This is a genomic window from Mesorhizobium sp. FG116, assembly GCF_057809835.1.
In genome coordinates, this window is record NZ_JBMDKS010000009.1 from 21,611 (window position 1) to 47,565 (window position 25,955).

The following is a 25,955-nucleotide window of genomic DNA, read 5'->3' on the forward strand; positions in this document are numbered from 1 at the left end:
ATGAGCGACATCAGCACAATGGAATCGCGGTCGAACATGCAGAAACTCTCGGCGTCGATCTTCAAGGCCTCCGGGCTCCTGTGGGTATTCCTCGGCCTTTGCGTGGTCGCCGCGCTATTGTCGCCGGCCTTCCTCAACCCAGCCAACCTGATGAACGTTTTCCGTCAGGTAGCACTCTACGGCATCGTCAGCGTCGGCATGACCTTCGTCATCCTGACCAAGGGCATCGACCTGTCGGTCGGGTCGATCCTCGGCGTCTGCGCGGTTTCGACGGCTCTCCTGCTCAGCGGCGGCTGGTCGCCCTGGCTCGCAGTCGTCATTGCGCTGCTGATCGGCACCGGCCTTGGCGCGATCAACGGCATCGGCGTTGCCATCGGGCGCGTGCCGCCTTTCATCATGACGCTTGGCATGATGGTGATGGCGCGCGGCCTTGCGCTGACGCTTGCCAACGGCCAACCCATCGGGCTGAAAGACGCAGCGGCCAATTTCGCCTGGCTCGGTCGTGGCGCCATGCTGGGCATTCCGGTGCCGGTCTGGATCTTCGCCGTCGTGGCGGCCATCGCCATCTTCGTGCTGCGCTACACCCCGTTCGGACGCCAGATCTACGCCGTCGGTTCCAACGAGGAAGCCGCCCATCTATCCGGCATCAGCGTCAATCTCATCAACTTCTACGTTTATGTCATCAGCGGCTTTCTCGCCGCGCTGACGGCGCTGATTTTCGTGTCCCGTCTCACCGTCGGCGAGCCTACTGCGGGCACCGGCATCGAGCTTGAAGCCATCGCAATCACCGTCATCGGCGGTACCAGCCTGTTCGGTGGCGAGGGCGGCATCTTCGGCACCATCATTGGCGCGGCAATCCTCGCCGTGCTCGCCAACATCATGAATCTGGTCGGCATTTCGCCGTTCACGCAACAGATCGTCAAGGGAGCCATCATCGTGGGAGCCGTGCTCTACGAGATGCAGCGCAAGCGCAAATGATCACCTTGACCCACCAACTTCGCCTTCGCGAAGACCGCCGCAGGACAGTGCGGAAGACGCTGGAAACAGAGCCAACACCCAAGGGAGGACTATCCATGTCATTAAAACAAAACCTGAAGAAGGCCGGTATCGCTCTTGCCGGAGCCGCTGCGATGGTGGCCATGTCGGGCGCGTCGTTCGCCGCCGACAAGATCCTGATCGGCTTCAGCCAGGGCACGCTCAACCATCCTTGGCGCGTGGCCATGGTCGAAGGCAACAAGAAGTACGCCGAAGAGCACTACAAGGACGTCGAGCTGGTCGTGACCGACGGCCAGAATGACTCGGCCAAGCAGGTTGCCGATGTCGAGAGCCTGATCGCGCGCGGCGTCAAGGTGCTGATGATCAGCCCGCTGACATCGGATGCCCTGACGCCTGTCGTGCAGCAGGCCCTCGACGCGGGCATCAAGGTGGTCACCATGGACCGCAAGGTCAATGTCCCGGTAACGGTACATGTCGGCGCGCTCAACCTGCCGATCGGCGAATCTGCAGGCAAGTTCCTGGTCAAGGCGCTCGACAACAAGGGCAAGGTTATCGAGCTGCAGGGCACCGGCGGCGCTTCGGCGACCGTGGACCGTCATGACGGCTTCATGAAGGGCATCGAAGGGTCCGGGCTGGAAGTCGTCGCTTCCCAGAACTGCGATTATCTGCGCGAGAATGCGGTGAAGTTCATGGAAGACCAGTTGCAGCGCTTTGGCCCCGGCGAAATCCAGGCCGTCTATGCACACAATGACGAGATGGCGCTGGGCGCCATCCAGGCGCTCGAGGCCGCCAACCGCCTCGGCGAAGTGAAGGTTGTCGGCGTCGATGGCCAGAACAACGCTTTCGAAGCGATTGCCGCCGGCAAGCTCGCCGCCACCTTCACCTACCCCTATGTCGCGCCTGAAGGCATCGAGATCGCCTACAAGCTCGCAAAGGGTGAGAAGGTCGACGCCGAAGTCATCCTTCCCGGCAAGCAGATCGACGCGACCAACATCAAGGAAATGCTCGGCACCGGCTTCTGAGCAACCTCGACCATGCCGCGCGGCCCCATTGGCCGCGCGGTTTTCATTCGATCATTTTATAAGGAGAACTCTCGTGGCCCAGGCCAAGCATTTTGATCCGAAAGGCGTGATCCCGGCAGTATTGATGCCGTTCGACGCCGATCTTGCCGTGGACGAGCGCGCCTACCGCGATCATCTTGCCGACGTGGCCTCGGTCGAGGGGATTGCCGCAATCACTATCAACGGCCACGCCGCCGAGGTGCATGCGCTGACGCTGGATGAACAGCACCAGGCGATCGTCACCACCAAGGATGTGCTGCAGGAACGCGTGCCGACCGTCGTCGGCATCTTTACCAATTCAAGCCTCGAAGCCGCCCGCATGGCTGCGGACGCCGAACGCGAAGGCGCCAACGCACTTCTGGTGTTTCCGCCGGACGTACTGGTGCTTGGCGGCCATCTGCGGCCCGAGATGATCTATGAGCACCTGCGCCGCATCACCGACGCCTCAAGCCTGCCGATCATCCTGTTCCAGTTCCCGCTCGGCTCCAATCTCGCCTATCCGCTGCCGACATTGCTTGAACTCTGCCAACGCTTCCCGACGATCAAGGCGATCAAGGACATGTGCGGCGACGGCAATCTGCACGAACGCCAGATCCGCGAACTGAAGGCGCTGGACCGCCCGGTCAAGACGCTCACCACGCACAGTTCCTGGCTGCTCGGCTCGCTGGCGCTCGGCTGCGATGGCCTTTTGTCGGGCGCCGGCAGCGTCATTGCCGACCTGCAGGTTGCGCTCTTCCGTGCAGTGCAGGCCGGCGACCTCAACGCGGCCAAGGCGATCAACGACCGCATCTACCCGACGGTGCGTGCCTTCTACGACCATCCACTGGTCGACATGCACAACCGCATGAAGGAACTGCTGGTCATCCTCGGCAAGATGAAGTCTGCCCATGTGCGACCGCCACTGGTGAAGCCTACCGCAGCCGAGATCGAGAAGATCGGGCGGCTTGCCGCGCAAGCGGGCCTGACGCCAGCCTCGGTCTACAGATACGCAGCCTGATCGGGAGGATCGAATGGCTGATTTCTATCTCAAGGTCGGCGACGAAGTCAGCCTCGATCGCGAGGTCACCGAGCAGGCCGTCAATACCTTTGCCGATCTCAGTGGCGACCACTCGCCCAACCATGTCGATGAAGGCGAGATGGCCGGTTCGACCTACAAGGGGCGCATCGCTCACGGCGCGATGTTGGTCGCGTATATGTCGGCCTGCTCGACCGAGATCGTCGAGCGGGTGCCGAACGTGCGGGCGACCGAGACGCCGGTTTCGCTGGGCTATGACGGCATACGCTATATCAAGCCCGTCTATATCGGCGACCGGCTGAGGCTCCGCTACGCCGTCAAGGAAGTGGATGCCGAACGGCGGCGGACACGCTCGGGCATCACCATCACCAACCAGGACGGCGACCTGGTCTGTGTCGGCGAACATATCCTGAAATGGGTGTCATGACGCCAGCCGCAGCGAACACCTATGACTATGTCATTGTCGGCGGTGGCTCGGCCGGTTGCGCGCTGGCCAGCCGGCTGAGCGAAGACCCCGAGCGCCGCGTGCTTCTGCTCGAAGCCGGCCCCGCCGACCGCAGCCCCTACATCCATTTGCCTGTCTGCTACTACAAGACCACCAAGGGGCCGCTGACCTGGGGCTTCGAGCTTGCCGCACAACAGCGCCAGGAAGGAATCACGCCGGCCTATGCACAGGCGCGCGTGCTGGGCGGCGGCAGCTCCATCAACGCGCAGGTCTATATCCGTGGCAGCGCCGAGGACTATGACGGCTGGGTCGACGTGGGATGCCCCGGCTGGTCCTACCGTGAGGTGCTGCCCTATTTCAAACGCTCGGAGGCCAACGAGCGGCTGGCCGGCGCATATCACGGAACCGACGGGCCGCTCGGCGTTTCCGACCAGCGCCACACGCACCCTCTCTCCAAGGTGTTCGTGCAGGCCTGCCAGGAATACGGCATGCCCTACAATGCCGATTTCAACGGCGCCGCCCAAAGCGGCTGCGGCCTCTATCAGGTGACGAACCGTAACGGCCGCCGTTGCAGCGCCGCCGTCGGCTATCTCGGCAAGGCACGAAGCCGCAAGAACCTGACGGTGCGCACCGGCGTGCTTGTCCGCCGCATTGTCTTGAGGAACGGCCGCGCTGTCGGCGTCGAATATGGCGAAAACGGCCGCCTGATCGAAGCGAACGCCGACGCCCAGGTCATCGTGACAGCCGGCGCGATCAATTCGCCCAAGCTTCTCATGCTCTCCGGCATCGGGCCGGCGGCGCACCTGGCCAGCCATGGCATCGACGTGAAGGTCGATCTGCCCGGTGTCGGCCAGAACCTGCACGACCATCTCGATGTCTTCCTGATGTATAACTTGAAAGGCATTACCAGCTACGACGCCTATCGTAAGCCACACCGCCAGCTTTGGGCAGGCATTCAATACGCCGCCTTCCGCAACGGACCGGTCAGCGCAACGGTGGTCGAAGGCGGTGCATTCTGGGCTACAAGCAAGCGGCTTGCCCAGCCAGACCTGCAATTCCATTTCCTTGCCGGCACAGGTATCGAGGCGGTGACCGATGGTCATTCCTCCGGCAATGGCTGCACGCTGAACGCCTATTTCCTGCACCCGCGCTCACGCGGGTCGGTGACCTTGAAAAGCGCTGATCCCAGCGTCGCACCGAGCATCGATCCGAATTTTCTCGCCGAACGCTATGATCTCGACCGCACTGTGGAATCGCTGGAAATCGGCGAGGAGATCATGGCCCAACCGACAATGGCAAAGTACATCGCCAACCGGTTCATGCCCGGCCCAGAAATATCGACGCGCGCCGGCTACGAGGCTTACGTGAGGCGCGAAGCGCGCTCAGGCTATCATCCGGTCGGCACCTGCAAGATGGGGCTGGACGAGATGGCGGTTGTCGATCCGCAACTGAGGGTTCATGGTATCGACGGCCTGATGGTGGCCGACTCCTCGATCATGCCGCGCCTTGTCTCGGGCAATACAAATGCGCCGTCGATCATGATCGGCGAGCGGGCCTCTGATTTTCTGCGCGGCAACCGGATCGAGACAAGCAAAGGACAGGCCGCATGACGGTTGCCAAGGCTCCCGCACCGGTGTCGCAACTGGTCATCGCCGAGCGCCCTCGTCCAGGCGTCGTCGTGCTGACGCTCAACCGCCCGGAAAAACTCAACGCCCTGTCGAAGGAATTGCTCGGCCAGCTTCTCGACCGGCTGCTCGAGGCGGAAGCTGATCAATCCGTTGGCTGCGTGGTGCTGACCGGCGCAGGGCGAGCCTTCGCGGCGGGCGCGGATATCAGCGATATGCTGGCGCGCGGCGTCGCTTCCTACGCCGACCCGGAACGGCTATCGGTCTGGAAGGGCATCGAAGCGTTCAGGAAGCCGCTCATTGCCGCCGTCAACGGCTATGCGATGGGCGGCGGGCTGGAACTGGCGCTGCTGTGCGACATCATCATTGCCAGCGATACGGCCAAGTTCGCCACGCCCGAAATCCGCATCGGCTCGTTTCCGGGCGACGGCGGCACGCAGCGCCTGCCGCGCCTCGTCGGGCAATCCTTCGCCATGCAGATGGTGCTGACGGGGATGATGGTCGATGCGACCCTTGCCGAGCGCAAGGGGTTGATCAGCGAGGTGGTTTCCCCCGAAGCCCTGATAGACCGGGCGCTCGAAATCGCGGGCGAAATCGCCACCATGTCGGTCGCCGTCACGCCTTTTGCCAAGCGCGCGGTGCGTGCCGCCGCCGACCTCCCGCTCAAAGAGGGGCTGGAGTTCGAGCACCGCCTGACCGTGGAAGCCTTCGATACCGAGGATCGCGTCGAGGGGCTGCGCGCCTTTGCAGAGAAACGCAAACCCGACTTCAAGGGACGCTGACATGGCAAGCCGGCAGACAAGCGCCTGGGACTACATCATCGTCGGGGCCGGTTCGGCAGGTTGCGTGCTGGCCAACCGTCTGAGCGAGGATCCGTCGGTGCGCGTCCTTTTGCTTGAAGCAGGCAGCCGCGACTGGAATCCGATGATCCACATCCCCGGCGGGCTCGGCAAGCTGTTCGGTCCAGGCGTCAACTGGCGTTTCCACACCGTGCCGCAGAAGAACCTCGACAATCGCGAGATCTGGTATCCGCAGGGCAAGACGCTTGGCGGCTCGAGTTCGATCAACGCCATGATCTACATTCGCTGCCAGAAAGAGGACTACGACCACTGGGCCGAACTCGGCAACACCGGTTGGGGCTACGAGGACATCCTGCCTTATTTCCGCAAGTCCGAGGACAATGACCGGCTGGCCGACCGCTATCATGGCGAGGGCGGGCCGCTGTGGGTGTCGGATCAGATTTCGCCGCACCCGATCAGTCGCGCCTTTGTGCGCGCCGTGCAGCAATATGGCCTGCCCTATAATGCCGACTTCAACGGCGAGACACCTTATGGCGCCGGACTTTATCAGGTGACCTGCCGCCATGGCCGCCGCCGCTCAGCCGCCGTCTCCTACCTGCATCCGGTGAAGTCGCGCCGCAACCTGACGGTGACGACAGGCGCACGCGTGGTGCGCATTGTTGTCGAAGATGGGCGTGCCGTTGGCGTGGAGCTTGCAGAGGGTCGCACGCTTCGCGTTGAACGAGCAGAGCGCGAGGTGCTGGTGGCGAGCGGCGCGATCAACTCGCCGCGCCTGCTGATGCTGTCCGGCATTGGGCCTGCCGACGAGTTGAAGGCGCTTGGCATCAAACCGGTACATGATCTTGCGGGCGTCGGCAGGAACCTTCAGGATCATCTGTGCACCAACGTGCATGTCGGGACCAGGGAGCGCATCAGCTACGACGGCCACGACAAGTTTCCGCGCTCGATCCCGCATGGCCTCCAGTGGCTGCTCTATCGCAATGGGCCGGCCGCCTCGGTCATTGTCGAGGGCGGCGGCTTCTTCAAGAGCGATGGCGCGACCCGACCGGACCTGCAGATCCACGTCGCGCCGGGCACGGTGGTGCGCGGCGGCCAGACCACGATCCCCGGCCATGGCTTCACCGTCAATTCGACCTTCCTTCGGCCTGAAGCCCGAGGAACCGTGCGCCTGCGCTCGGGCGTTCCCGCCGACGAGCCGCTGATCGACCCGAACTACCTAGGCGAGGCGAAGGACCGCGCCATGGCGGTTAAGTCGGTTCGGATCATCCGCGAGGTGCTGTCGCAAAGCGCCATTTCCCACCTCATCGACACGGAGCGGCTACCGGGACCCGGAGCCCAGTCGGATGAGGAGATCATGGCCTATGCGCGCCAGTACGCCTGCTGCGATTACCACCCGGTCGGCACCTGCAAGATGGGCGTGGACGAAGCCGCTGTCGTCGATCCCAACTTGAAGGTGCGCGGCATCGAACGGCTTCGCGTTATCGATGCTTCGGTCATGCCGAAACTCCCCAGCGGCAACACCAACGGCCCGACCATGGCGCTGGCCGAAAAGGGCGCAGACCTCGTCAAGGCCGGCCTATAATTGCAACAACCAGCCGTTCCGATTGAGCGGCCCCAAAGCCCAGGAGCACATACGATGGACGCGAAAAGCCCCACTCTTTCATTGCCGGCCGAGCCGCGTGAATTCGGCTTTCATGTCGGCGGCCGCTGGATCGCGACCGGCAGCCGCCAGACCATGGAGCGGCTCAGCCCCGGCCACGACGTGCCGGTAACACGCATCACGCTGTGCACGCGCAAGGACCTCGACGAGGCGGTTGCGGTGGCGCGCAAGACCTTCAACAGCCGCGTCTGGTCCGGCATCTCCGGCGCGGACCGGGCAACCGTGCTGCTCAAGGCGGCGGCTGGCATTCGTGCCCGCGCCGAGGAGCTCGCCTATTGGGAGACGCTTGAGACCGGCAAACCGATCTCGCAGTCGCGCGCCGAGGTCGAAGGTGCGGCCGGCATCTACGAATACGGCGCCGGCGCGGCTCGATGCCTGCACGGCGACAGCTTCAACAATCTCGGCGACAAGCTGTTCGGCATCGTCACCCGCGAGCCCGTCGGTGTCGTAGGCCTGATCACGCCTTGGAACTTCCCCTTCTTCATCCTGGCCGAGCGCATCCCCTTCATGCTGGCGGCAGGCTGCACCATCGTCGCCAAGCCATCGGAAATGACCTCATCGACCACGCTGATCATGGCCGAAATCCTGACCGAGGCGGGGCTTCCCGATGGCGTCTTCAACGTCGTCACGGGCACCGGGCAGGAGATCGGCCAGGCGATAACCGAGCACATGGGCATCGACCAGGTGTCTTTCACCGGCTCGACCGCTGTTGGCCGGCATGCGTTGCTGGCTTCGGCTAGCAACTTCAAGAAGGTCGGGCTTGAACTCGGCGGCAAGAGCCCGCAGGTCGTCTTCGCCGACGCCAATCTGGACGACGCCGCCGACGGCGTCGTGTTCGGCATCTGCCACAACGCCGGCCAGTGCTGCGTCAGCGGCAGCAGGCTTATCGTCGAGAAGTCGGTTGCCGCTGAGTTCGAAAAGCTGCTGGTCGAGAAATTCTCGCGGGTGCGCATCGGCGATCCGCTCGACCCTCGTACGCAACTTGGCGCCATTGTGTCTGCCGCCCACAACGACAAGATCCTCGGCTATATCCGCAAAGGGGGCGAGGAAGGCGCGCGTCTTGCCTGCGGCGGCGAGTCGGTGGCCAGTAAGGCCGGTCGCTTCATCCATCCGACGCTGCTTGCCGATGTCACCAACGACATGGTGGTGGCGCGTGAGGAGATTTTCGGGCCGGTGCTGGCGATGATTACGTTCGAGACACAGGAACAGGCTATCGAGCTTGCCAACGACAACGCCTACGGCCTCGCCGCCAGCGTCTGGAGTTCCAACCTGGACAAGGCGCTTGGCACCATCCGGCGCATCCAGGCCGGGCGCACATGGATCAACACGACGATTACCGGTGGTCCCGAAATGCCGATCGGTGGCTTCAAGCAGTCAGGCATTGGCCGCGACACCGGCATGTACGGCGTCGAGGAGTACATGGAAGTCAAATCGATCCACATCGCACTTGGCGGCCGCGATCACTGGGTTTCGTGAAACCGTTGCAACACCTGCATCGCGTTGTGCGCTCTGGGGCGCGCTGGCCGCGCGACGCCCGGTCGATGAAGCCTGCCGTGTCGTCTGCGGCAGTGTTCTCGGGTTACAGGGTGGCTGCAAGAAATTGGCGGATGACTGAGCCACATGCCTGTCTGATACGGCAGGCGGGCGACCCGCTGCCGCACCGCTTCGTCGACCGGCATTGGTCCAGATGGTTATCCGAGCGCATCCACTTCCAAATACGGAAGTGATGTCTTCCATCGGAACCAATGAAAGGGCTGTCCATTTCTTCTCCAGCCAATTCCGGCACGAGGAGATATTTCATGAAAACCCTGGCTGAAATCTTCGAGCACACCCTCAAGGACGTGTATTACGCCGAGAACGCCATGACCAAGGCGTTGCCCAAGGTGGCAAAGGCGGCGACCGACACCAAGCTGAAGCAGGCGGCCGAAGATCATCTCGCCGAGACCAAGGACCAGATCAAGAAACTGGAGCAAGTGTTCAAATCGATCGGCAAGAAGGCGTCCGGTGAAAAATGCGATGCCATCGAGGGGCTGATCAAGGAAGCCGACGGTCTTATGGAGGAGGCGTCCGGAACGGCGCTCAATGCGGGTCTGCTGGCAGCCTGCCAGGCGGTGGAGCACTACGAGATTTCGCGCTACGGGTCGCTTCGCGAATGGGCGAAGGATCTCGGGCATGATGAAGCCCACAAGCTGCTCAGCGAAATTCTCGACCAGGAAAAGGCGACCAACAACAAGCTGACGAACCTGGCCGTTACGTCGATCAATCGGACGTCGCCCGCGGCCAAGGCGGCCTAAGCCCCTCTATACAGGTTCGCCCTTTGGGGAGATACGCACCGGATGTTCGCGAGTGCAACCGGCGGGCGTCGGGGGGCTTGTGCAATAGGAGGCCCACCGGTTGCTGCGAACACGATACATTTCGCGGGACGAAAGCTGCTGCGATTCGGTTACCGAAAGGTAAGGGACCTGTCGGTGCAGACGCGGGAAAGGGTTCGAAAAGCCGCAAAACGGGCCTTGCAAAACGGTTGCGGCTACGACTTTTTCTTTGCCAGATAGGCTTTGCAGGCCGGCGACAGTTCGTCCATGTGCTGCCTGAGACAGGGCTCGGCAACAGCTGCGTTACGCGTGCCGCATAGTCGTCTGCCGTCACCGGTGCATGGGGTGTTGTACTGAGCAAAGGCGCTGTCGGCGGCGAGAAGCGCCATCGTTGCGAGGAATGAAATCTGAAGCAACCGATCCTTGCGCATGAATGCCTCCGAGTTGCTGAAGGCTGCAATTCTTTAGCTTTGGGCGGCCGGGTTCAATTCCACAATAAGGACTATGAGGAGCGGTTGCAGCGAACTCTACGAACTCAGCGCACGGTTGAGTTTCTTGGCTTCATGCGCTTCTCTATCCCGAAACCGATTCCCAAATGCCGCCAACAAAAAGCCCCGCGCGAGCGGGGCTTTGCATCTCGTCTGCGACGCAGATCAGAACCTGTAGTTGAAGCCAATCTTGAGCGCGTGGACATCAAAATCGTCGTCATAAGTTCTGAATTCGGTACCACCGGGGTTCAGCAATGTCAGGTTCGGAGAGAACCGGTAGAACTGATACTCGCCCTTGACCGTCCATTTGTCGTTGAGCGCGTATTCGACGCCAGCGCCCAAGGTCCAACCCGCTACCGACTCCTTGCCGGTTGCGTTGTTGAAGCCGCCAAGCGCGATATCCGTGATGCCGAGACGCGTGAAGCCGACACCGCCCTTGGCATAGAACAGCGCGTTGTCGACGGCATAGCCCAGACGGCCGGTGATGCTGCCGAGATAGTCCATCTCAGACTGGGTGGTTGCGATAGGCACGACGCCACCGGGGAAACCGAAAATATCGTCGTTGCCATCTGCGTTGGAAAAGGCGAGGTCGCCTTCGATACCTGCGACGACGGAACCAAACTGCCAGTTGTACCCGACCTGGCCACCAAGCATGACACCGTCTGCATTCAGGTTGGCCGTTTCGATGCGGACGCCGCCTGCCGTGTAGACGCCGTCGCCGTCACCCCAGGAGTAACCGGCATGAAGGCCGGCATAGGCTCCCGACCAGTTGTAGGTCGAAGCGACGGGAAGTTCCGCTGCGGGATCGGCTGCGAGTGCCGCGCCCGTTGCCCCAAGAATAACTGCAAGCGCAATGGCAATCCGCATGAAAACCCCCTCAATCAAATTTGTGTTCGTCTGGTAACAGAAAATGTGTGCTTTTGGTAACGGAGTTTCACACTTTGGGCTGTAGCAGAAAAGGCACAGGTCACAGCCAAGTAGGTCACAGCCAAGTACAGGCCGGCCGTCCAGACTGCGAATGTAGTCAGGCGGCGAGCGCCACGCCTCAGCCGTAGATTGCCGCAGGTCCGACCTGGTGCCCGCGTTTGCCGAGTTCCGCCTTGATGACCTGGAGGGCGCGGCTAACGCGCGATCCCCGGACCGAGACGTCCTTGTAGTCGAGGCGCAAAATCGCCTTGCGGGTCAGTGAGACGAGCTCACTAGCTGGCATTACGGGAGCGAGGTTCGCGGCTTCTTCGATCTGTGCATAGAAGCTGTCGATGTTGTGCGGCATTGGGTCTATCCTTAGCGACCTCCCAATAACCTCCCAGGCCATACATATAGTGTTGGCGTGTCAGACATAAGACCGCCGCGGTCGATTTTTGCCGAAAAGTGGAATTATTTTCCCACCAGTTATTTTTGGGGGATGTTGAAACGTTGTGGGAAGAGAATATCTGGCCGGCACGCCGCCAGAAGGCTGATCGAACATCAATACCTGTTTACGGCACAAACCGGGATTGGACCCACCTATACGGTTTCGCTAGCTTGCGGCATGACTGACTTATCCGAGGCGACGCGGCGCGCCCTTCTTCACCAGCACGGCAATTTCGCCCTTGCCTATTCGACGGCTTTCCAGCCGGGACTGTCCTATTTCGGGGATGGCGACGGTTTCCTGGTTTACAGGATGGTGGGACGCACGGCCTTCGTGCTGGCCAATCCGCTGGCGGACCCGGCCCGCTGCCGCACGCTGATCGAAGAGTTCGTGGCGGAAAAGAAGGATGTCTGTTTCGCCCAGGCATCGAAGGCCACCGCCGAGATACTTTCCGAGCTTGGTTTCTCCGTCAATGATATGGGGCCGGAAACCTCGCTCGATCTGGCGAGCTACGATTTTCGCGGGCCTTCGAAGCGCAACTTCCGCACCGCCGTCAAGCGCTTCGAGGCAGGCGGTTATACGGTGAGCGAAAGCACGGCCGCGGCGCTCGATCCGAAGGAACTGCGGGCGGTCTCGGACGGGTGGAGGCGCACGCGCACGACGAAGCGCCACGAACTTGCTTTCCTGGTGCGGCCCGTCGTGCTCGCCGATGAAGAGGATGTGCGCAAGTTCTTCATCTTCGATCCGTCCGGAAAGCCGGTCGCGCTCGCATTCTTCGACCCGGTCTATGAAAACGGCGTCGTCACCGGCTACCTGTCGGCCACGCGACGCAGACTGCCTGGGACCGAGCCGCTTGCCGGATATTACATGCTTCATGCGGCGATCGAAAAATTCAAGGCGGAGGGTCTGCGGACCCTGCATCTGGGGCTGTCGCCCTTCCATGCAATCCATGACAAGGATTTCAACAAGAACTGGCTGGTGCGCCGCAGCTTCCGGTTCGTCTATACGAACGCGCTGACCAATCGCCTGATCTATCCGTTCCAGAGCCTTGCCAAGCACAAGGACAGTTATGGCGGAACGAGAAAGCAAACCTATTTTGCCATCAACACGCTGCCCAGCCTGCCGCGCCTGCTGAAACTTCTATGGGTCTGCCGGATCATCTAGGGCCAAGGCCCCAAACGTGTTTCGTTCAATTGAATTTCCAGTTGAGCCGGACAAGAACGTTGCTGGAATTGTAGCCGATATTGGCCGTGCCCGGCACGCCGCCGAGATCGATCGCATAAGAGGGGCGGTCCGTCGTGAAATAGCGATATTCAACGCCAAGCTCGGCCCGCTCGCCCAAGGGAATGGCGATGCCGGCGATGGCCTGGACGGCTGCGCGGGTGTCACTGATGTCGAGGGAGGGCGCGCCTGACGGCGTCACCTTGGCCGAGAGGAAGGCAACGCCGGCCCCGAGCCCGACATAGGGAATGAAGCGTGTGTCGTTGTGGAAGCGGTAGTAGCCATTGGCCATCAGGGAGATGGCGTCGTAGTGCCCCTCCAGCGGAATTGTGCCGACGAATATCTCTTCGCGATCGAATTGGCCGCGCCGGCCTGACAATTCAGCTTCAGCCGCGAACGAGCCCCAATCATAGCCGACTGCAGCGCCGACCGCGCCGCCGGCGTCGAAAAACATCTTTGCCGGCAGGACTGAAAAGCCGGTGAGCGAGGGGTCGGATGAGCCGATCTGGAAATCGTTGTCGTGCAGGATGTTGATGCCGCCGAAGACACTGGCATATGGGCCGTTGTCTTGCGCCACGGCCAAGCCAGGCGCTGCCACAAGCGTGACTATGGAAGCCGCGAGCGCGCGGGAAAGTGCATGCATGGATCATCCCTTTCGGTTTCAAGGCAAGGCCTGCAAGGCGAGGCACCCGAATCACGCACTTTCCAACAACAACTTTTGGTAGCCAAACAAAGGGCATGTGCAACTAACATATATTAGTTCACGCTTGATTCCTTCGCTGCTCCGGAACCGCAGTCCGACAGAAGCGTTTTGCTCGACTTCGAAATGGGAGCGAGCAATGGTCACGTTCAGGGAAATGAAGGTTCAGGATATTGTCGATGACGATGCCCTGACAGCGGAGCAGAAGATCGAGAAGCTGCGCAACATCGAGTCCGAGGCCCGCGCGCTGCAATGTGCGGCATCAGAGAGCGCCATGGCCGACGACGACGGCTGGCAAGAGGATTTGCGGCTGGTGAGATTTGCCCTGGACAAGCTCGGCGCGGAAGAGCCGAAAAAAGGCGCGGCCACGCTTTGACTCGGATGCCAGCTTGGGACGCGATGCCGGACTGGAACGCGGATGCCCTACTGGCAGACGACGCGGACGCGCTGGCCGGACTGTTGCGCCGTTCCGCAGGCAACTGTCGTTTCGTTTGCCGGAGCGCTCGTCGGCGCCCTGCTTTTTGGAAACTGGCGCGGCTTGGCCACCACCGGAAAGACATTGGCGCCGCTTGCTACAGGCGGCGTCTGGGTGGCGGACGGACCCTTGTCCCACATGCGGCGGGCGTCGATCTGCTTTGGGATGATGACGGTGCCGTCCGACGTGCGCGAGCAACCGCCGCCTGCGAGCAGCAGGCCGGATGAAAGGCAGATCAGAATTCGCGCCGTGACAGTCATTTGCCGCACTGATAGCGCGCCGGGTGGCAGGCTGGCAATCGGGGGATTTCAGTAAGCCGACGGCGACGTTTTTGGCGCAATCGGCGGCCATATAGGTTCGCCGGCGTTAAGGTTAGCGGATCATTAAGTGTTATCATCCAAATTCCGGGTGCGGACGAGGGGGCTTGTCCGAAACCGATTTGCTTTTGGACTGGATTGCGATGGAGACCGCGGGGGAGGCCGGCGCCGGGGGCGCTGAAAGAGAGCTTCTTGCAGGCGAGGTTGCGGCCAAGGCTTCTGCCGCGCATTCCGCGCAAGCCCTGCATGAAATGGCTGACCTCGCCGGGGACTGGTTTTGGGAAACCGACGCCGATCTTCGCTTTTCCTGGCTTTCGGAAAACTACCGCGATGTGACCGGCATCGATCCCGCCGATGTGATCGGCCATTTCCGCTTCGATTTCATGGAACAGGTGCAACAGGGCGGGCAAAAGGCCGTCGCCCACCTGCAGGACTTGCAGGCGCACCTCTCATTTCGCGACTTCGTCTATGAGTTGAAAGGCGGCTCGCCGAAGTGCCGCTGGATTTCGACGAGCGGGTTTCCCTGTTTCGACGTGACGGGGCGCTTCATCGGCTACCGGGGTGCCGGCCGCAATGTGACGGCAACGGTGGAAGCGGTTGCCGATCTTGCCGTCGCACCGCAGGTGGGGCGCAAGGATATCCGGCAGATCCTGGCCGCACTCAACGTGATGAGCGATGCGCTGTGCCTCTATGACGAGCACGGCGCGCTGGTGCTGCACAATGCGGCGACGCTTTCGATGTATGCCGGCATTGCCGATGTCATCAAGCCTGGCGTCACCTTGCCGGAGATGATCGAGGTCGGGCTGTCGCGCGGCTTGTGGGATACGGAAGGGCTCGACCCGCAAGCCTGGCGCGACGCCATTCTCGAGCGGCACCGCGTCGGCTGCGGCGCGTCGGTGACCATACGCTTCGCCGATGGGCGGGTGATCATCCACCGCGAAATGCGCACCGACAACGGCGGCATCATTTCCGTCTGCACCGACGTCACGGAACTGGAAAGCCACAAGATCGAGGTGACGAACGCCGGGGAACGCAGCCGGGAATTGCTCTACGATCTTGAGCGGACCATCGATTCGCTCGAACTTGCCATCGTCATCGTCGATGGGCGTTTGAACGTCGAACTGATCAACAAGGCATTCTACGACATCTGGAAAGTGACGCCGCAGCAGGTTCGCGCGGGCAATCCGTTCCGCTCGCTGATCGACATCAATCGCCACAACGGCATCTACGATGTCGCCGATGCGGATTGGGAAGACTACGTGGCCTCCCGGCTGGAGGAAATCTGCGCCGGCGATGTTGCGCCGCGCGAGTTCAAGCGGGCCGACGGATGCACGATGATCTATTCGGTTACCGCGCTTTCCGGCGGCAAGCGGCTGATCTCGTATTACGACGTCACCGAACTCAAAGAACGCGAACGGGCGCTGGGCATCAGCATGCGCCAGATCGACCTGTTCCGGCACATGATGGATGAGTTGCCGATCGCGGCTTTCACCAAGAACCAGGACCTGACGCTCGAGTTCGTCAACAAGGCCTGGTGCGCGCTGACCGGGATTTCCAAGGAAGAGGCGACCGGACGCACCGATACCGACATATTCGGCGCGGAGTATTCGCGCGTCTATACGGTTGACGACACCGAGGTCATTCGCACCGGCCAGGTCAAGGAAATCGAGGAGCCGATCAGGCACCGCAACGGCACGGTGCGGCAGTTGATGACCCGCAAGAACCGGCTGACGACCATAGACGGGGCGGTGCATCTGCTTGGAACGAGCACCGACATCACGGACCTGAAGGAACGTGAGGCCGAACTGCAGGACGCGCGCCATCGCGCTGTTCTCGCCGACCGGGCAAAATCCGAATTCCTTGCCAATATGAGCCATGAAATCCGCACGCCGATGAACGGCGTGCTCGGCATGGCCGAACTTCTGGCCAAGTCCGACCTCGACCCGAAGCAGCGGACATTCACCGACATCATCGTGAAGTCGGGCAACGCGCTCCTGACCATCATCAACGATATCCTCGATTTCTCGAAGATCGATGCCGGCCAGCTTGTGCTCGACCCCGCGCCTTTCAACCTGTCGGAAGCGATCGAGGATGCCGCGGCGCTGGTTTCGACCCGCGCCAAGGAAAAGGACATCGAACTGATCGTGCGCGTCGAGCCCGGTCTGGATGGGCATTTCGTCGGTGACGTCGGGCGTATCCGCCAGATCGTCCTCAACCTACTGGGCAACGCCGTGAAGTTCACCGACAAGGGGCATGTGCTGGTCGACGTCTCCGGTGAGGATGCCGCAAACGGCACGACGCTGCATGTCTCGGTGACCGATACCGGCATCGGCATTCCGCAAGACAAGCTTGCGCTCATTTTCGAAAAGTTCAGCCAAGTCGATGCGTCTTCGACGCGCCGGCACGAGGGCACCGGCCTTGGCCTTGCCATTTCGTCGCGGCTTGTCGGATTGATGGAAGGCCAGATCGGCGTCGAGAGCGAGGAGGGCAAGGGCTCCACGTTCTGGTTTGCGGTGACACTGCCGAGAGTGAAGCGCACGGTTGCGCGCCGCGGCCTGCCCATCGACGTGACTGGCGCACGTATTCTCGTCATCGACGACAATGCGGTGAACAGGTCGATCCTGACCGAGCAGATGGTTTCGTGGGCATTCGATTCCTGCGCGGCTGCGAGCGGGCAGGAGGGCCTCCAGGTGCTTTCCGCTGCCGTTGCGCATGGGCTTTCGGTAGATTGCATCATTCTCGACTACCAGATGCCCGGCATGAACGGGGCAGAGGTGGCGCGGATCATCCGCACGACGCCGGAACTTGCCGATACGCCGATCGTTCTCCTGACTTCGGTCGACCAGTCTCTTGCCGATACGAACTATCGCGACATCGGCATCGATGCCCACCTGACCAAGCCGACACGGGCTTCCTCGCTTTTGGAGACGCTGGTTGCGACGATCCAGCGCCACAGGGCGGCCAGGAGCGGCGATTATGTTGCCCTGCATGCGACCGGCGACGAACTGCCGCCCGTTGCCAAGGTGCAGCCACCGGTCGAGCGCGCATCTTTGCTTGCTCCGCCGACGCGCCCGCGCATGATGCAAGGCATTCACGGCAATCTGGACATACTGGTTGCGGAAGACAACGAGGTGAACCAGCTGGTGTTCACCCAGATCCTGTCGGAGACGGGCTACAGTTTCGAGATCGTGGCCAATGGTCGTCTGGTGGTCGATGCCTATGACCGGCTCAATCCGCGCATGATCCTGATGGATGTCTCGATGCCGGAGATGAACGGACACGAAGCGACCGGCAAGATCCGCGAACTGGAAGCGGCGCGCGGGACGCATGTGCCGATCGTGGGGGTGACAGCGCACGCATTGAAGGGCGACCGCGAGCGGTGCCTCGAGGCGGGCATGGACGACTATCTGCCCAAGCCGATCAGCCCGAAGGCGCTGATGGCCAAGGTCGATCGCTGGATCGGGATCGCTGCCGACATGGATCGCACCGCCTGACTGGTGAGGGTGCCTTCAGTTGTCTGTGACAATTCATATTTTTTGAAGCTTTGCCGGTGCGGCGCGTGGACGGGGCACGGCTTCAGGCCAAGTGGCTGATTCCAGAAATCAAACCGCCTGCATGGGCGGATTGCGAAACGGCTATCGATGTTCGCAAGCCGGCGCAACGTTTACCGGACCGACACGAAACTGTCATGCGACTGTTATAAACGGGCGGTATGGCCTCACCGGGCGCAGAAGGAAAGCGCCAAGAGACCTTATCATCCGAACAGGAGCAGGCCATATGAAACGATACCTTTTGACGGCGTCCGCTGCGGCGCTCGTGCTGGCCGGGACGGCTGGCTTCGCCTCGGCGCGCGACCAGATCCAGGTCGCCGGTTCGTCCACCGTGCTGCCTTACGCCAAGATCGTTGCCGAGCAGTTCGGCGAGACCTTCACCAACTTCAAGACCCCGGTGGTTGAATCGGGCGGAAGCGGCGCCGGCATCAAGGAATTCTGCAAGGGCGTCGGTGAAAACACCATCGACATCGCCAACTCCTCGCGCCCGATCAAGAAGGACGAAGTGCAGTCCTGCATCGACGCCGGCGTCAAGGAAATCCAGGAAGTGAAGATCGGCTATGACGGCATTGTCTTCGCCACCGACATCAACGGTCCGGATTGGGCGCTGACGCCGGAAGACGTCTACAAGGCTCTGGCCGCGAAGATCGCCGTCGACGGCAAGCTGGTCGACAATCCGAACACCAAGTGGAACCAGGTCAACCCGAACCTGCCCGACTGGGATATCGCCGCCTACATTCCGGGCGAGAAGCACGGCACGCGTGAAGTGTTCGAGGAAAAGCTCCTCATCGCCGGCTGCAAGAAGCTCGGCGGCGTCGAGGCCGGCACGGCTTCGGGCCTTGACGAGAAGGGCGCGGAAGCTGCCTGCAAGGCAGTGCGCAAGGACGGCAAGGCGGTCGATATCGACGGCGACTACACCGAGACGCTGGCACGCATCGACAGCAACAAGACCGGCGTCGGCGTGTTCGGCCTCGCCTTCTACGAAAACAACGCCGACAAGCTGAAGGTCGCTACCGTTGGCGGCGTCACGCCTTCGGTCGAGACCATCGCCAAGGGCGAGTATCCGGTTTCGCGTCCGCTGTTCTTCTACGTGAAGAAGGCGCATCTGGGCGTCGTTCCGGGCCTCAAGGAATATGTCGACTTCTTCCTCGACGACCAGATGGTCGGCCCCGAGAGCCCGCTTGCCGAGTACGGCCTGGTTGCCGCGCCGGACGCCGAGCGCGCTGCCCAGCGCGAAGCCTTCGACGCCGGAAAGACGATGTAATCAATACTGATGCCGGGGCGCGGTCAGCTGCGCTCCGGCATTCGCCGTCTCTTGTGAGACGACGGTCATCCGATCCCGGAACGGACCCATGTCATCATTCATCGTGTTTGCCATAGTTCTTGCCATCGGGCTTGCCGCGTTTGTCGTCGGCAGGCAGCGCGCGGTGGCGCAGAACGACGGTAGGGTGAAGCCGCATTCCCGTGCGCACTACCACGGCTGGTGGGCGTTCCTGCTGGCTGTCCTGCCTGCCGTGCTCATGCTTCTGGCGTGGGACGTCGGTTCGTCCGCCTATCTTGGCCGACAGGTCCATGCGGCACTGCCTGCACAGGCCGAGGACGGCTCGCCGGTCAACAAACAGATCTCGGCAGGGCTGGTGAACAGCCTGGCAAGGGGGCTTCGCCGCCTCGATGCCGATACGCAGGCAGCGTTGCCCGCAAGCTTTGCCGAATTGCAGCCCTTGCTTGCCCAAAAGGGCGTCGCGCTGGCGACCGATACCAAGGACTACATGATCCCGATTGCGAAAGAGGCGAATGCCTCGCAGGATCGGCTCGGCCTGATCGGCGGGGTGCTTGCAATCGTGATTGCCGCAGCAGGCGCGCTTTACGCGGTCGGCGGCGTCAAGCCGCGAGGCCGTGCCCGCAACAATGTCGAAAAGCTGATGCTGTGGGGGCTGCTTGGCGCCTCGACCATCGCCATCCTGACCACCATCGGCATCGTCTTGTCGATGCTGTTCCAGACCATCCAGTTCTTCGGTTCGGTGTCGCCGATGAACTTCTTCTTCGGCACCGTGTGGGATCCGCGTTTTGCCGCTGCCGGCTCTGGCGGCAGCGAAGGCCAGTTCGGCCTCATCCCGCTGCTTGCCGGCACGCTCTACATCGCCCTGGTGGCGCTTCTGGTGGCTGTGCCGGTCGGGCTGATGTCGGCCGTCTACATGGCCGAATACGCATCCTCAAAGGTCCGCTCGGTGGTGAAGCCGGCGCTTGAACTGCTCGCCGGCATCCCGACCATCGTCTACGGCATCTTCGCGCTGGTGACGCTCGGGCCGTGGCTGCGCGACCTCAGCGCGGCGCTGACCGGCGGCGCGCCGTTCATCCAGGGCCAGAGCATTTTCGTTGCCGGCCTCGTCATGGGCATCATGCTGATCCCGGTCGTGTCGTCGCTATCCGACGACATCATCACCGCCGTGCCGCGCGCGCTGCGTGACGGTTCGCTCGGGCTTGGCGCGACGCGCTCCGAAACCATCAAGCGCGTGGTACTGCCGGCCGCTTTGCCGGGCATTGTCGGCGCGGTGCTTTTGACCGCCTCGCGCGCCATCGGCGAAACCATGATCGTGGTTCTGGCCGCGGGCGTCGCCGCCAACCTGACGCTCAATCCATTCGAGGCGATGACCACGATTACCGTCAAGATCGTCAACCAGTTGACCGGCGACCTCGAGTTCAACTCGCCGCAGACGCTGGTCGCCTTTGCGCTCGGCATCACGCTGTTCGGGCTGACGCTGATCATGAACATCGTGGCGCTCGCCATCGTGCGGAAATACCGGGAGCAATACGAATGACCGACGTTTCCTTCGATACGATGCCGGTGGCGACAGCGCCCGCGCGGCGCGACATCGGGCTGAAAGCGCGCTACCGCGCCGAGCGCCGGTTCCGCATCTACGGCGTTCTGGCGATTTCGGTTGGCCTGATCTTCCTCGCGATCATGCTGGCTTCGATTGTGCAGAAGGGCCACACCGCGTTCTGGCAGACGACAGTGACCTTGCCGATCAGCTTCGACGAAAAGGTCATCGATCCGCAGGGCGAGCGCGCCACCGATCCGAACGTGCTGATCAAGGCGAACTATCCGAAGCTTGCCGAGAATGCGCTGGTTGCCAAGCTTGGCATCAATCCGGACGACAAGGCTGCGGTGCGCAAGCTTAAGGGCTTCCTTTCCGACGGCGCGCGGGTGCAGTTGCGCGACATCGTGGCCGCCGATCCTTCGGTGATCGGCACCACGCGCGACGTTGAGGTGCTTGCCTCGGCCAACCTGGACTCCGCCTTCAAGGGCCAGATCGACCTCAGCGTCGACCAGGCGCGGCGCAAGGTCTCGGACCAGCAGGTCGCGTGGATGAACCAACTCAAGGCCGAAGGCGTCATGGCCGAACATTTCAACACCGGCCTGTTTGCCTTCGGGGCTTCCAGCAGGCCGGAAACGTCCGGCATGGGCGTTGCCATCATCGGCTCGTTCTACATGATGGCGATCGTGCTTCTGCTGGCGCTGCCGATTGGCGTTGCCGCGTCGATCTACCTCGAAGAATTCGCCAAGAAGAACCGCTTCACCGACCTGATCGAGGTCAACATCAACAACCTGGCGGCCGTGCCGTCGATCGTGTTCGGCCTGCTCGGCCTTGCGGTGTTCGTGAACTTCCTCGGCATGCCGCGCTCGGCTTCCATCGTCGGCGGCCTGGTGCTGACGCTGATGACGCTGCCGACAATCATCATTGCGACGCGCGCGGCGCTTGCCGCCGTACCGCCTTCGATCCGTGCCGCGGCTCTCGGCCTCGGCGCTTCGCGCATGCAGATGGTGTTCCACCACATCCTGCCGCTGGCCGCACCCGGCATCCTGACCGGCACCATCATCGGGCTGGCGCGCGCGCTAGGTGAAACCGCACCGCTGCTCCTGATCGGCATGGTGGCCTTCGTGGCCGACTATCCGGCGACGCCATTCGACCCGGCGACGGCGCTGCCGGTGCAGATCTACATGTGGGCGAACGAAGCCGAACGCGCCTTCGTCGAGCGCATGTCGGGCGCAATCATCATCCTTCTCATTTTCCTGATGGCCATGAACATCACGGCAATCGTGCTGCGCCGGCGTTTCGAGCGGCGCTGGTAGCAAAGGGGCGAACAATGAATATCATGACCGAAAAAACCCTTGAAAGCGCGGTGGACGCCAAGATGAGCAGCCAATCCAACGAAGCGATCAAGATGCGCGGCGACAAGGTCGGCGTGTTCTACGGCGACAAGCAGGCGCTGTTCGACGTCGATCTTCTGGTGCGGCAGAACCAGGTGACGGCGCTTATCGGGCCGTCTGGTTGCGGCAAATCCACCTTCCTGCGTTGCCTCAACCGCATGAACGACACCATCGACAGCGCCCGCGTGGTCGGCAAGATCACGCTCGACGGCGAGGATGTCTACGACAAGGCGATCGACGTGGTGGAATTGCGCGCCCGCGTCGGCATGGTGTTCCAGAAGCCAAATCCGTTCCCGAAATCGATCTACGAAAACGTGGCCTATGGCCCGCGCATCCACGGCCTTGCCCGCAACAAGACCGATCTCGACGGCATCGTCGAAACGAGCCTGAAGCGCGCCGGCCTGTTCAACGAGGTCAAGGACCGCCTGCATGAGCCGGGCACCGGGCTTTCCGGCGGTCAGCAGCAGCGCCTGTGCATCGCGCGCGCCATTGCGGTGTCGCCCGAAGTGATCCTGATGGACGAGCCTTGCTCGGCGCTCGACCCGATCGCCACCGCGAGGGTGGAAGAACTGATCGACGAACTGCGCCAGAACTACACCATCGTCATCGTGACCCACTCCATGCAGCAGGCGGCGCGCGTGTCGCAGCGCACGGCGATGTTCCATCTCGGCTATCTGGTCGAGGAGGGCGCGACCGAGAAGATGTTCACCAACCCCGACGACAAGCGCACGCAGGACTATATCACCGGCCGCTTCGGCTGAGCCGTTATCTGCGAAACGCCAAGAGATTTGAGGACAGCATCATGGGTGAGCACACCGTTGCGTCATTTGACGAAGACCTCAACGAGGTCAGCAGACTGGTTCGCGACATGGGCGATCTTGCCGGCTCGATGGTGAGCGGGGCGACGCGCGCGCTGCTCACCTCCGACAATGCGCTGGCCCAGCGCGTTGTCTCCGAGGACGCGGTGATGGACACGCGCCAGCGCGAACTGGACGACCGCGCGATCACGCTGATCGCCAAGCGCCAGCCGATGGCGCAGGACCTGCGCGCGGTGGTCGGCGCCATCCGTATGGCAGGCGACCTGGAAAGGATCGGAGATCTGGCCAAGAACATCGCCAAGCGCGTCAGCGCGGTCGGGCAATCGGCCGCGCCGCGCGAACTCGCCCATTCCATCGAGACCATGGCAGGACTTGTGCTTGACCAGGTGCAGGGCGTCATCGAGCGCCACGCGGCCCGCGACGCCGCAGGGCTGGTGAAGCTGCGCGACGAGGACGAACGCATCGATGTCAAGTATACGTCGGTGTTTCGCGAACTTCTCACCTACATGATGGAGGACCCGCGCAACATCACGCCCTGCACGCATCTGTTGTTTTGCGCCAAGAACCTTGAGCGCATCGGCGATCATGTGACCAATATCGCGGAAAACGCCTACTATGTGCTGACCGGCGAGCAGTTGCCGGTGCATCGTCCTAAGCAGGACGAGACGGCAATGTCCGCCGCCTGACGCGCAAGACGGGAAGACGAACAAGATGATTGCACCGCGCATCATGGTGGTCGAAGACGAGGAGCCGCTGGGCGTCCTGCTTCGCTACAATCTGGAATCGGAAGGCTATCAGGTCGAAGTGATCCCGCGCGGCGACGAAGCCGAGATCAGGCTTCAGGAGAATGTGCCCGACCTTCTGGTGCTCGACTGGATGGTGCCTGCGGTTTCCGGTATCGAATTGTGCCGCCGCCTGCGCATGCGCCCGGAGACCGAGCGCTTGCCGATCATCATGCTGACGGCGCGCGGTGAGGAGAGCGACCGCGTGCGCGGGCTTTCCACGGGTGCCGACGACTATCTGGTCAAGCCGTTCTCGACGCCCGAATTCATGGCGCGGGTGAAGGCGCTGTTGCGGCGGGCCAAGCCCGAAGTGCTGTCCTCCGTTCTGAAGGTCGGCGACATCGTGCTCGACCGCGAGTCGCACCGAGTCTACCGCAAGAAAAGCGAGATCAAGCTTGGGCCGACCGAGTTCCGCCTGCTCGAATTCATGATGCGTCATCCGGGGCGGGTGTTCTCGCGCGGGCAGTTGCTCGACAATGTCTGGGGCGAGACCATCTATATCGACGAGCGCACCGTGGACGTGCATGTCGGGCGGCTGCGCAAGGCGGTCAACAACGGCCGCATGCCGGACGTCATCAGGACCATTCGCGGCTCCGGCTACGCGATACAGGAAGAGTAGGGCAGTTAAAGGAAAGTCGGCCGAGCGCTCACGCCATTTCGTGCCCGGCGGCGAGTTCCATCTGGGCCGGGTTGCCGGCGGCGAAAATCTCGTTATCGACGAAGGTCAGCGCGCGCATGGCGCAGCCGCCGCGTAGCAGCGCAAGCTCGTCCGGTTCGGTGTCGAAGGATATCGAGGTCGAGTGGTGGCCGCCCGCCGTGCGGGCGATGGCTTCGCGCAGCGCCGGTTCGATGAGGTCGAAGGCCGCAGCACTTGCCCCGACCATTGCGACCGGGGCCGGATCAATCAGCGCAAACAGGCTGCCGAGGCCGAAGCCGAGTGCCTCGCCGGCCTTGCGATAGGCTTCCCGTTCCGGCCCGTCATGATCCCTAGCCGCGTCCGCCAAGGCGCGCATGTCGGCCTCGCCGATGTCGTCCACCGGTTCGGCGTTCTCGTCCATGCGCCGCGCATTGCGCCAGATGGCGTAGTTGCCGGCATAGGCTTCGATGCAGCCGCGCCGCCCGCAACGGCAAAGCGCGCCGTCCGGACGGTGGATCATGTGGCCGAACTCGCCGCCGGACGAATGCGTGCCGGTAAAGAGTTCGCCCTTCAGCACCAGCCCCATGCCGATGCCGTGCGACAACAGGATGGCGATGAAGTCGTTGCGGTAGCGTTCCGGGTCGCGCCAGCGCAGCGCCACCGCCATCATGTTGCAGTCATTCTCGACCGTGACGGGCACGGAGAACTCGCGTTCCAGTATGTCGGCAAAGGCGATGTCGGTGTGCGGCGTGATCGGCGACCAGAGCATGGCGCGGGCGGGCGCATCGGTGATGCCCTGTATGGCCAAAACGATGCGCAGGACGCGACGGCCGTCGCGCCTTGGATCGTCGAGCTTGCGCCGGACGATTGCCACGCATTCGCTGATGAGCTGTTCGCGCGGCATGGCGCGGGTGTCGAGCCGATGCTGTTCTTCGGCGACGATTTCGCCGGCATAGTCAAGCAAGGTGGCGGCGAGGAAATTGAGCGACAGAACGACCGTCATCACCACGGCAGCCTTCGGCTCAAGCGTCAGCGCCACTTGCGGCCGGCCACGCTTGAGGGCAAGCTGTTCGTGGCGGGCCTCGGCCAGAATGCCTTCGGCAATCAGGTCGGACGAGATGGCCGATATGGTGGAGTGGCTGAGGCCGGTGACCGCGGCGATTTCGGTGCGCGAGGTCTGGCCATTGCGCCGCACGGCCGAGATGACCATGGCGCGGTTGCGCCGTCGCAAATCGTCGTGGCGGATTCCAACCGTCATGTCGCGTTGTCCTCCCTCCGGCCGCGCGCCGTGCATAACAGCACAGTGATAGTGTCAGAAGCTCCAAGGGATGTCATTATTTAATTCGAGTTCCGAAAAAAATCATTTGCGGCTGCGGAATCCCAGTTGACAGAGATGCGGTGTTGCGGCACACTTTTTTCGAGGCTCGAAAAAAAGAGCTTCCGCACCAGCATCGGGTCAGATTAGTCGCGCCTGTGTGGCGCAGGGAGGAA

At 62.3% G+C, this 25,955-nt stretch carries 24 protein-coding genes; 18 read left to right on the forward strand and 6 right to left on the reverse strand.

What is annotated here, in order from left to right:
- The 9 genes from ACODTY_RS09370 to ACODTY_RS09410 all read left to right on the forward strand — a co-directional run bounded on the left by ACODTY_RS09370 (window position 1) and on the right by ACODTY_RS09410 (window position 9,896).
- On the forward strand, window positions 1–978 hold the full coding sequence (locus tag ACODTY_RS09370) for an ABC transporter permease (protein WP_488994023.1): 978 nt from the start codon (window positions 1–3) through the stop codon (window positions 976–978).
- Between the two features lie 95 nt (window positions 979–1,073).
- Window positions 1,074–2,018: a substrate-binding domain-containing protein gene (locus ACODTY_RS09375; RefSeq protein ID WP_488994024.1), complete on the forward strand. Its 945-nt coding sequence runs from the start codon at window positions 1,074–1,076 to the stop codon at window positions 2,016–2,018.
- Between the two features lie 73 nt (window positions 2,019–2,091).
- Complete coding sequence (locus ACODTY_RS09380) at window positions 2,092–3,054, forward strand: dihydrodipicolinate synthase family protein (RefSeq protein WP_488994025.1); 963 nt, start codon at window positions 2,092–2,094, stop codon at window positions 3,052–3,054.
- A 13-nt stretch (window positions 3,055–3,067) separates the two neighbouring features.
- On the forward strand, window positions 3,068–3,499 hold the full coding sequence (locus ACODTY_RS09385; protein ID WP_488994026.1) for a MaoC family dehydratase: 432 nt from the start codon (window positions 3,068–3,070) through the stop codon (window positions 3,497–3,499).
- Entirely contained in the window at window positions 3,496–5,127 is a 1,632-nt protein-coding gene (locus tag ACODTY_RS09390) for a GMC family oxidoreductase (RefSeq protein ID WP_488994027.1), read from the forward strand. Before ACODTY_RS09385 ends, ACODTY_RS09390 begins: the two co-directional genes overlap by 4 nt.
- The gene (locus tag ACODTY_RS09395) at window positions 5,124–5,924 is read left to right on the forward strand and encodes an enoyl-CoA hydratase-related protein (protein WP_488994028.1); all 801 of its coding nucleotides are present in this window, start codon (window positions 5,124–5,126) and stop codon (window positions 5,922–5,924) included. The genes ACODTY_RS09390 and ACODTY_RS09395 overlap by 4 nt, the downstream gene beginning before the upstream one ends.
- A 1-nt stretch (window position 5,925) precedes the next feature.
- Window positions 5,926–7,524: a GMC family oxidoreductase gene (locus ACODTY_RS09400; RefSeq protein ID WP_488994029.1), complete on the forward strand. Its 1,599-nt coding sequence runs from the start codon at window positions 5,926–5,928 to the stop codon at window positions 7,522–7,524.
- Window positions 7,525–7,578: 54 nt separating this feature from the next.
- Complete coding sequence (locus tag ACODTY_RS09405) at window positions 7,579–9,078, forward strand: aldehyde dehydrogenase family protein (protein WP_488994030.1); 1,500 nt, start codon at window positions 7,579–7,581, stop codon at window positions 9,076–9,078.
- Between the two features lie 323 nt (window positions 9,079–9,401).
- Window positions 9,402–9,896: a YciE/YciF ferroxidase family protein gene (locus tag ACODTY_RS09410; RefSeq protein ID WP_488994031.1), complete on the forward strand. Its 495-nt coding sequence runs from the start codon at window positions 9,402–9,404 to the stop codon at window positions 9,894–9,896.
- Window positions 9,897–10,129: 233 nt separating this feature from the next.
- Here ACODTY_RS09410 and ACODTY_RS09415 read toward each other — a convergent pair whose 3' ends face one another.
- From ACODTY_RS09415 to ACODTY_RS09425, 3 genes are all read right to left on the reverse strand, one after another.
- On the reverse strand, window positions 10,130–10,345 hold the full coding sequence (locus tag ACODTY_RS09415) for a hypothetical protein (protein WP_488994032.1): 216 nt from the start codon (window positions 10,343–10,345) through the stop codon (window positions 10,130–10,132).
- A gap of 222 nt (window positions 10,346–10,567) precedes the next feature.
- Window positions 10,568–11,269: an outer membrane protein gene (locus tag ACODTY_RS09420; RefSeq protein WP_488994033.1), complete on the reverse strand. Its 702-nt coding sequence runs from the start codon at window positions 11,267–11,269 to the stop codon at window positions 10,568–10,570.
- A gap of 178 nt (window positions 11,270–11,447) precedes the next feature.
- Window positions 11,448–11,675, reverse strand: coding sequence for a hypothetical protein (locus ACODTY_RS09425; RefSeq protein WP_488994034.1), 228 nt, complete (start codon window positions 11,673–11,675; stop codon window positions 11,448–11,450).
- 258 nt (window positions 11,676–11,933) lie between these two features.
- Between ACODTY_RS09425 and ACODTY_RS09430 the strand changes: the two genes are divergently transcribed.
- Window positions 11,934–12,917 carry a GNAT family N-acetyltransferase gene (locus ACODTY_RS09430; RefSeq protein ID WP_488994035.1) on the forward strand — a complete coding sequence of 328 codons (984 nt, stop codon included), beginning with the start codon at window positions 11,934–11,936 and terminating at the stop codon, window positions 12,915–12,917.
- Between the two features lie 25 nt (window positions 12,918–12,942).
- Here the strand turns inward: ACODTY_RS09430 and ACODTY_RS09435 are convergent, their stop codons facing one another.
- Window positions 12,943–13,617 (reverse strand): outer membrane protein, encoded by a 675-nt coding sequence (locus ACODTY_RS09435; RefSeq protein ID WP_488994036.1) that lies wholly within the window; start codon window positions 13,615–13,617, stop codon window positions 12,943–12,945.
- A gap of 196 nt (window positions 13,618–13,813) precedes the next feature.
- Here ACODTY_RS09435 and ACODTY_RS09440 point away from each other — a divergent pair, with 196 nt between their 5' ends.
- On the forward strand, window positions 13,814–14,050 hold the full coding sequence (locus ACODTY_RS09440) for a hypothetical protein (RefSeq protein ID WP_488994037.1): 237 nt from the start codon (window positions 13,814–13,816) through the stop codon (window positions 14,048–14,050).
- Window positions 14,051–14,097: 47 nt separating this feature from the next.
- Here ACODTY_RS09440 and ACODTY_RS09445 read toward each other — a convergent pair whose 3' ends face one another.
- Entirely contained in the window at window positions 14,098–14,418 is a 321-nt protein-coding gene (locus ACODTY_RS09445) for a hypothetical protein (protein WP_488994038.1), read from the reverse strand.
- A 155-nt stretch (window positions 14,419–14,573) separates the two neighbouring features.
- Between ACODTY_RS09445 and ACODTY_RS09450 the strand changes: the two genes are divergently transcribed.
- The 7 genes from ACODTY_RS09450 to phoB all read left to right on the forward strand — a co-directional run bounded on the left by ACODTY_RS09450 (window position 14,574) and on the right by phoB (window position 24,446).
- Window positions 14,574–17,960, forward strand: a complete 3,387-nt coding sequence (locus ACODTY_RS09450; protein ID WP_488994039.1) for a response regulator — start codon at window positions 14,574–14,576, stop codon at window positions 17,958–17,960.
- A gap of 283 nt (window positions 17,961–18,243) precedes the next feature.
- Window positions 18,244–19,281 (forward strand): PstS family phosphate ABC transporter substrate-binding protein, encoded by a 1,038-nt coding sequence (locus ACODTY_RS09455; RefSeq protein WP_488994040.1) that lies wholly within the window; start codon window positions 18,244–18,246, stop codon window positions 19,279–19,281.
- A gap of 88 nt (window positions 19,282–19,369) precedes the next feature.
- Window positions 19,370–20,836, forward strand: a complete 1,467-nt coding sequence (gene pstC, locus ACODTY_RS09460; protein WP_488994041.1) for a phosphate ABC transporter permease subunit PstC — start codon at window positions 19,370–19,372, stop codon at window positions 20,834–20,836.
- On the forward strand, window positions 20,833–22,149 hold the full coding sequence (gene pstA / locus ACODTY_RS09465; protein WP_488994042.1) for a phosphate ABC transporter permease PstA: 1,317 nt from the start codon (window positions 20,833–20,835) through the stop codon (window positions 22,147–22,149). Before pstC ends, pstA begins: the two co-directional genes overlap by 4 nt.
- 14 nt (window positions 22,150–22,163) lie before the next feature.
- Window positions 22,164–22,988, forward strand: coding sequence for a phosphate ABC transporter ATP-binding protein PstB (gene pstB, locus ACODTY_RS09470; RefSeq protein ID WP_488994043.1), 825 nt, complete (start codon window positions 22,164–22,166; stop codon window positions 22,986–22,988).
- Between the two features lie 41 nt (window positions 22,989–23,029).
- Complete coding sequence (gene phoU / locus ACODTY_RS09475; RefSeq protein ID WP_488994044.1) at window positions 23,030–23,731, forward strand: phosphate signaling complex protein PhoU; 702 nt, start codon at window positions 23,030–23,032, stop codon at window positions 23,729–23,731.
- A 25-nt stretch (window positions 23,732–23,756) separates the two neighbouring features.
- Window positions 23,757–24,446 carry a phosphate regulon transcriptional regulator PhoB gene (gene phoB / locus ACODTY_RS09480; RefSeq protein ID WP_488994045.1) on the forward strand — a complete coding sequence of 230 codons (690 nt, stop codon included), beginning with the start codon at window positions 23,757–23,759 and terminating at the stop codon, window positions 24,444–24,446.
- 28 nt (window positions 24,447–24,474) lie between these two features.
- Here phoB and ACODTY_RS09485 read toward each other — a convergent pair whose 3' ends face one another.
- Window positions 24,475–25,722: an ROK family transcriptional regulator gene (locus tag ACODTY_RS09485; protein WP_488994046.1), complete on the reverse strand. Its 1,248-nt coding sequence runs from the start codon at window positions 25,720–25,722 to the stop codon at window positions 24,475–24,477.
- Window positions 25,723–25,955 lie beyond the last annotated feature (233 nt).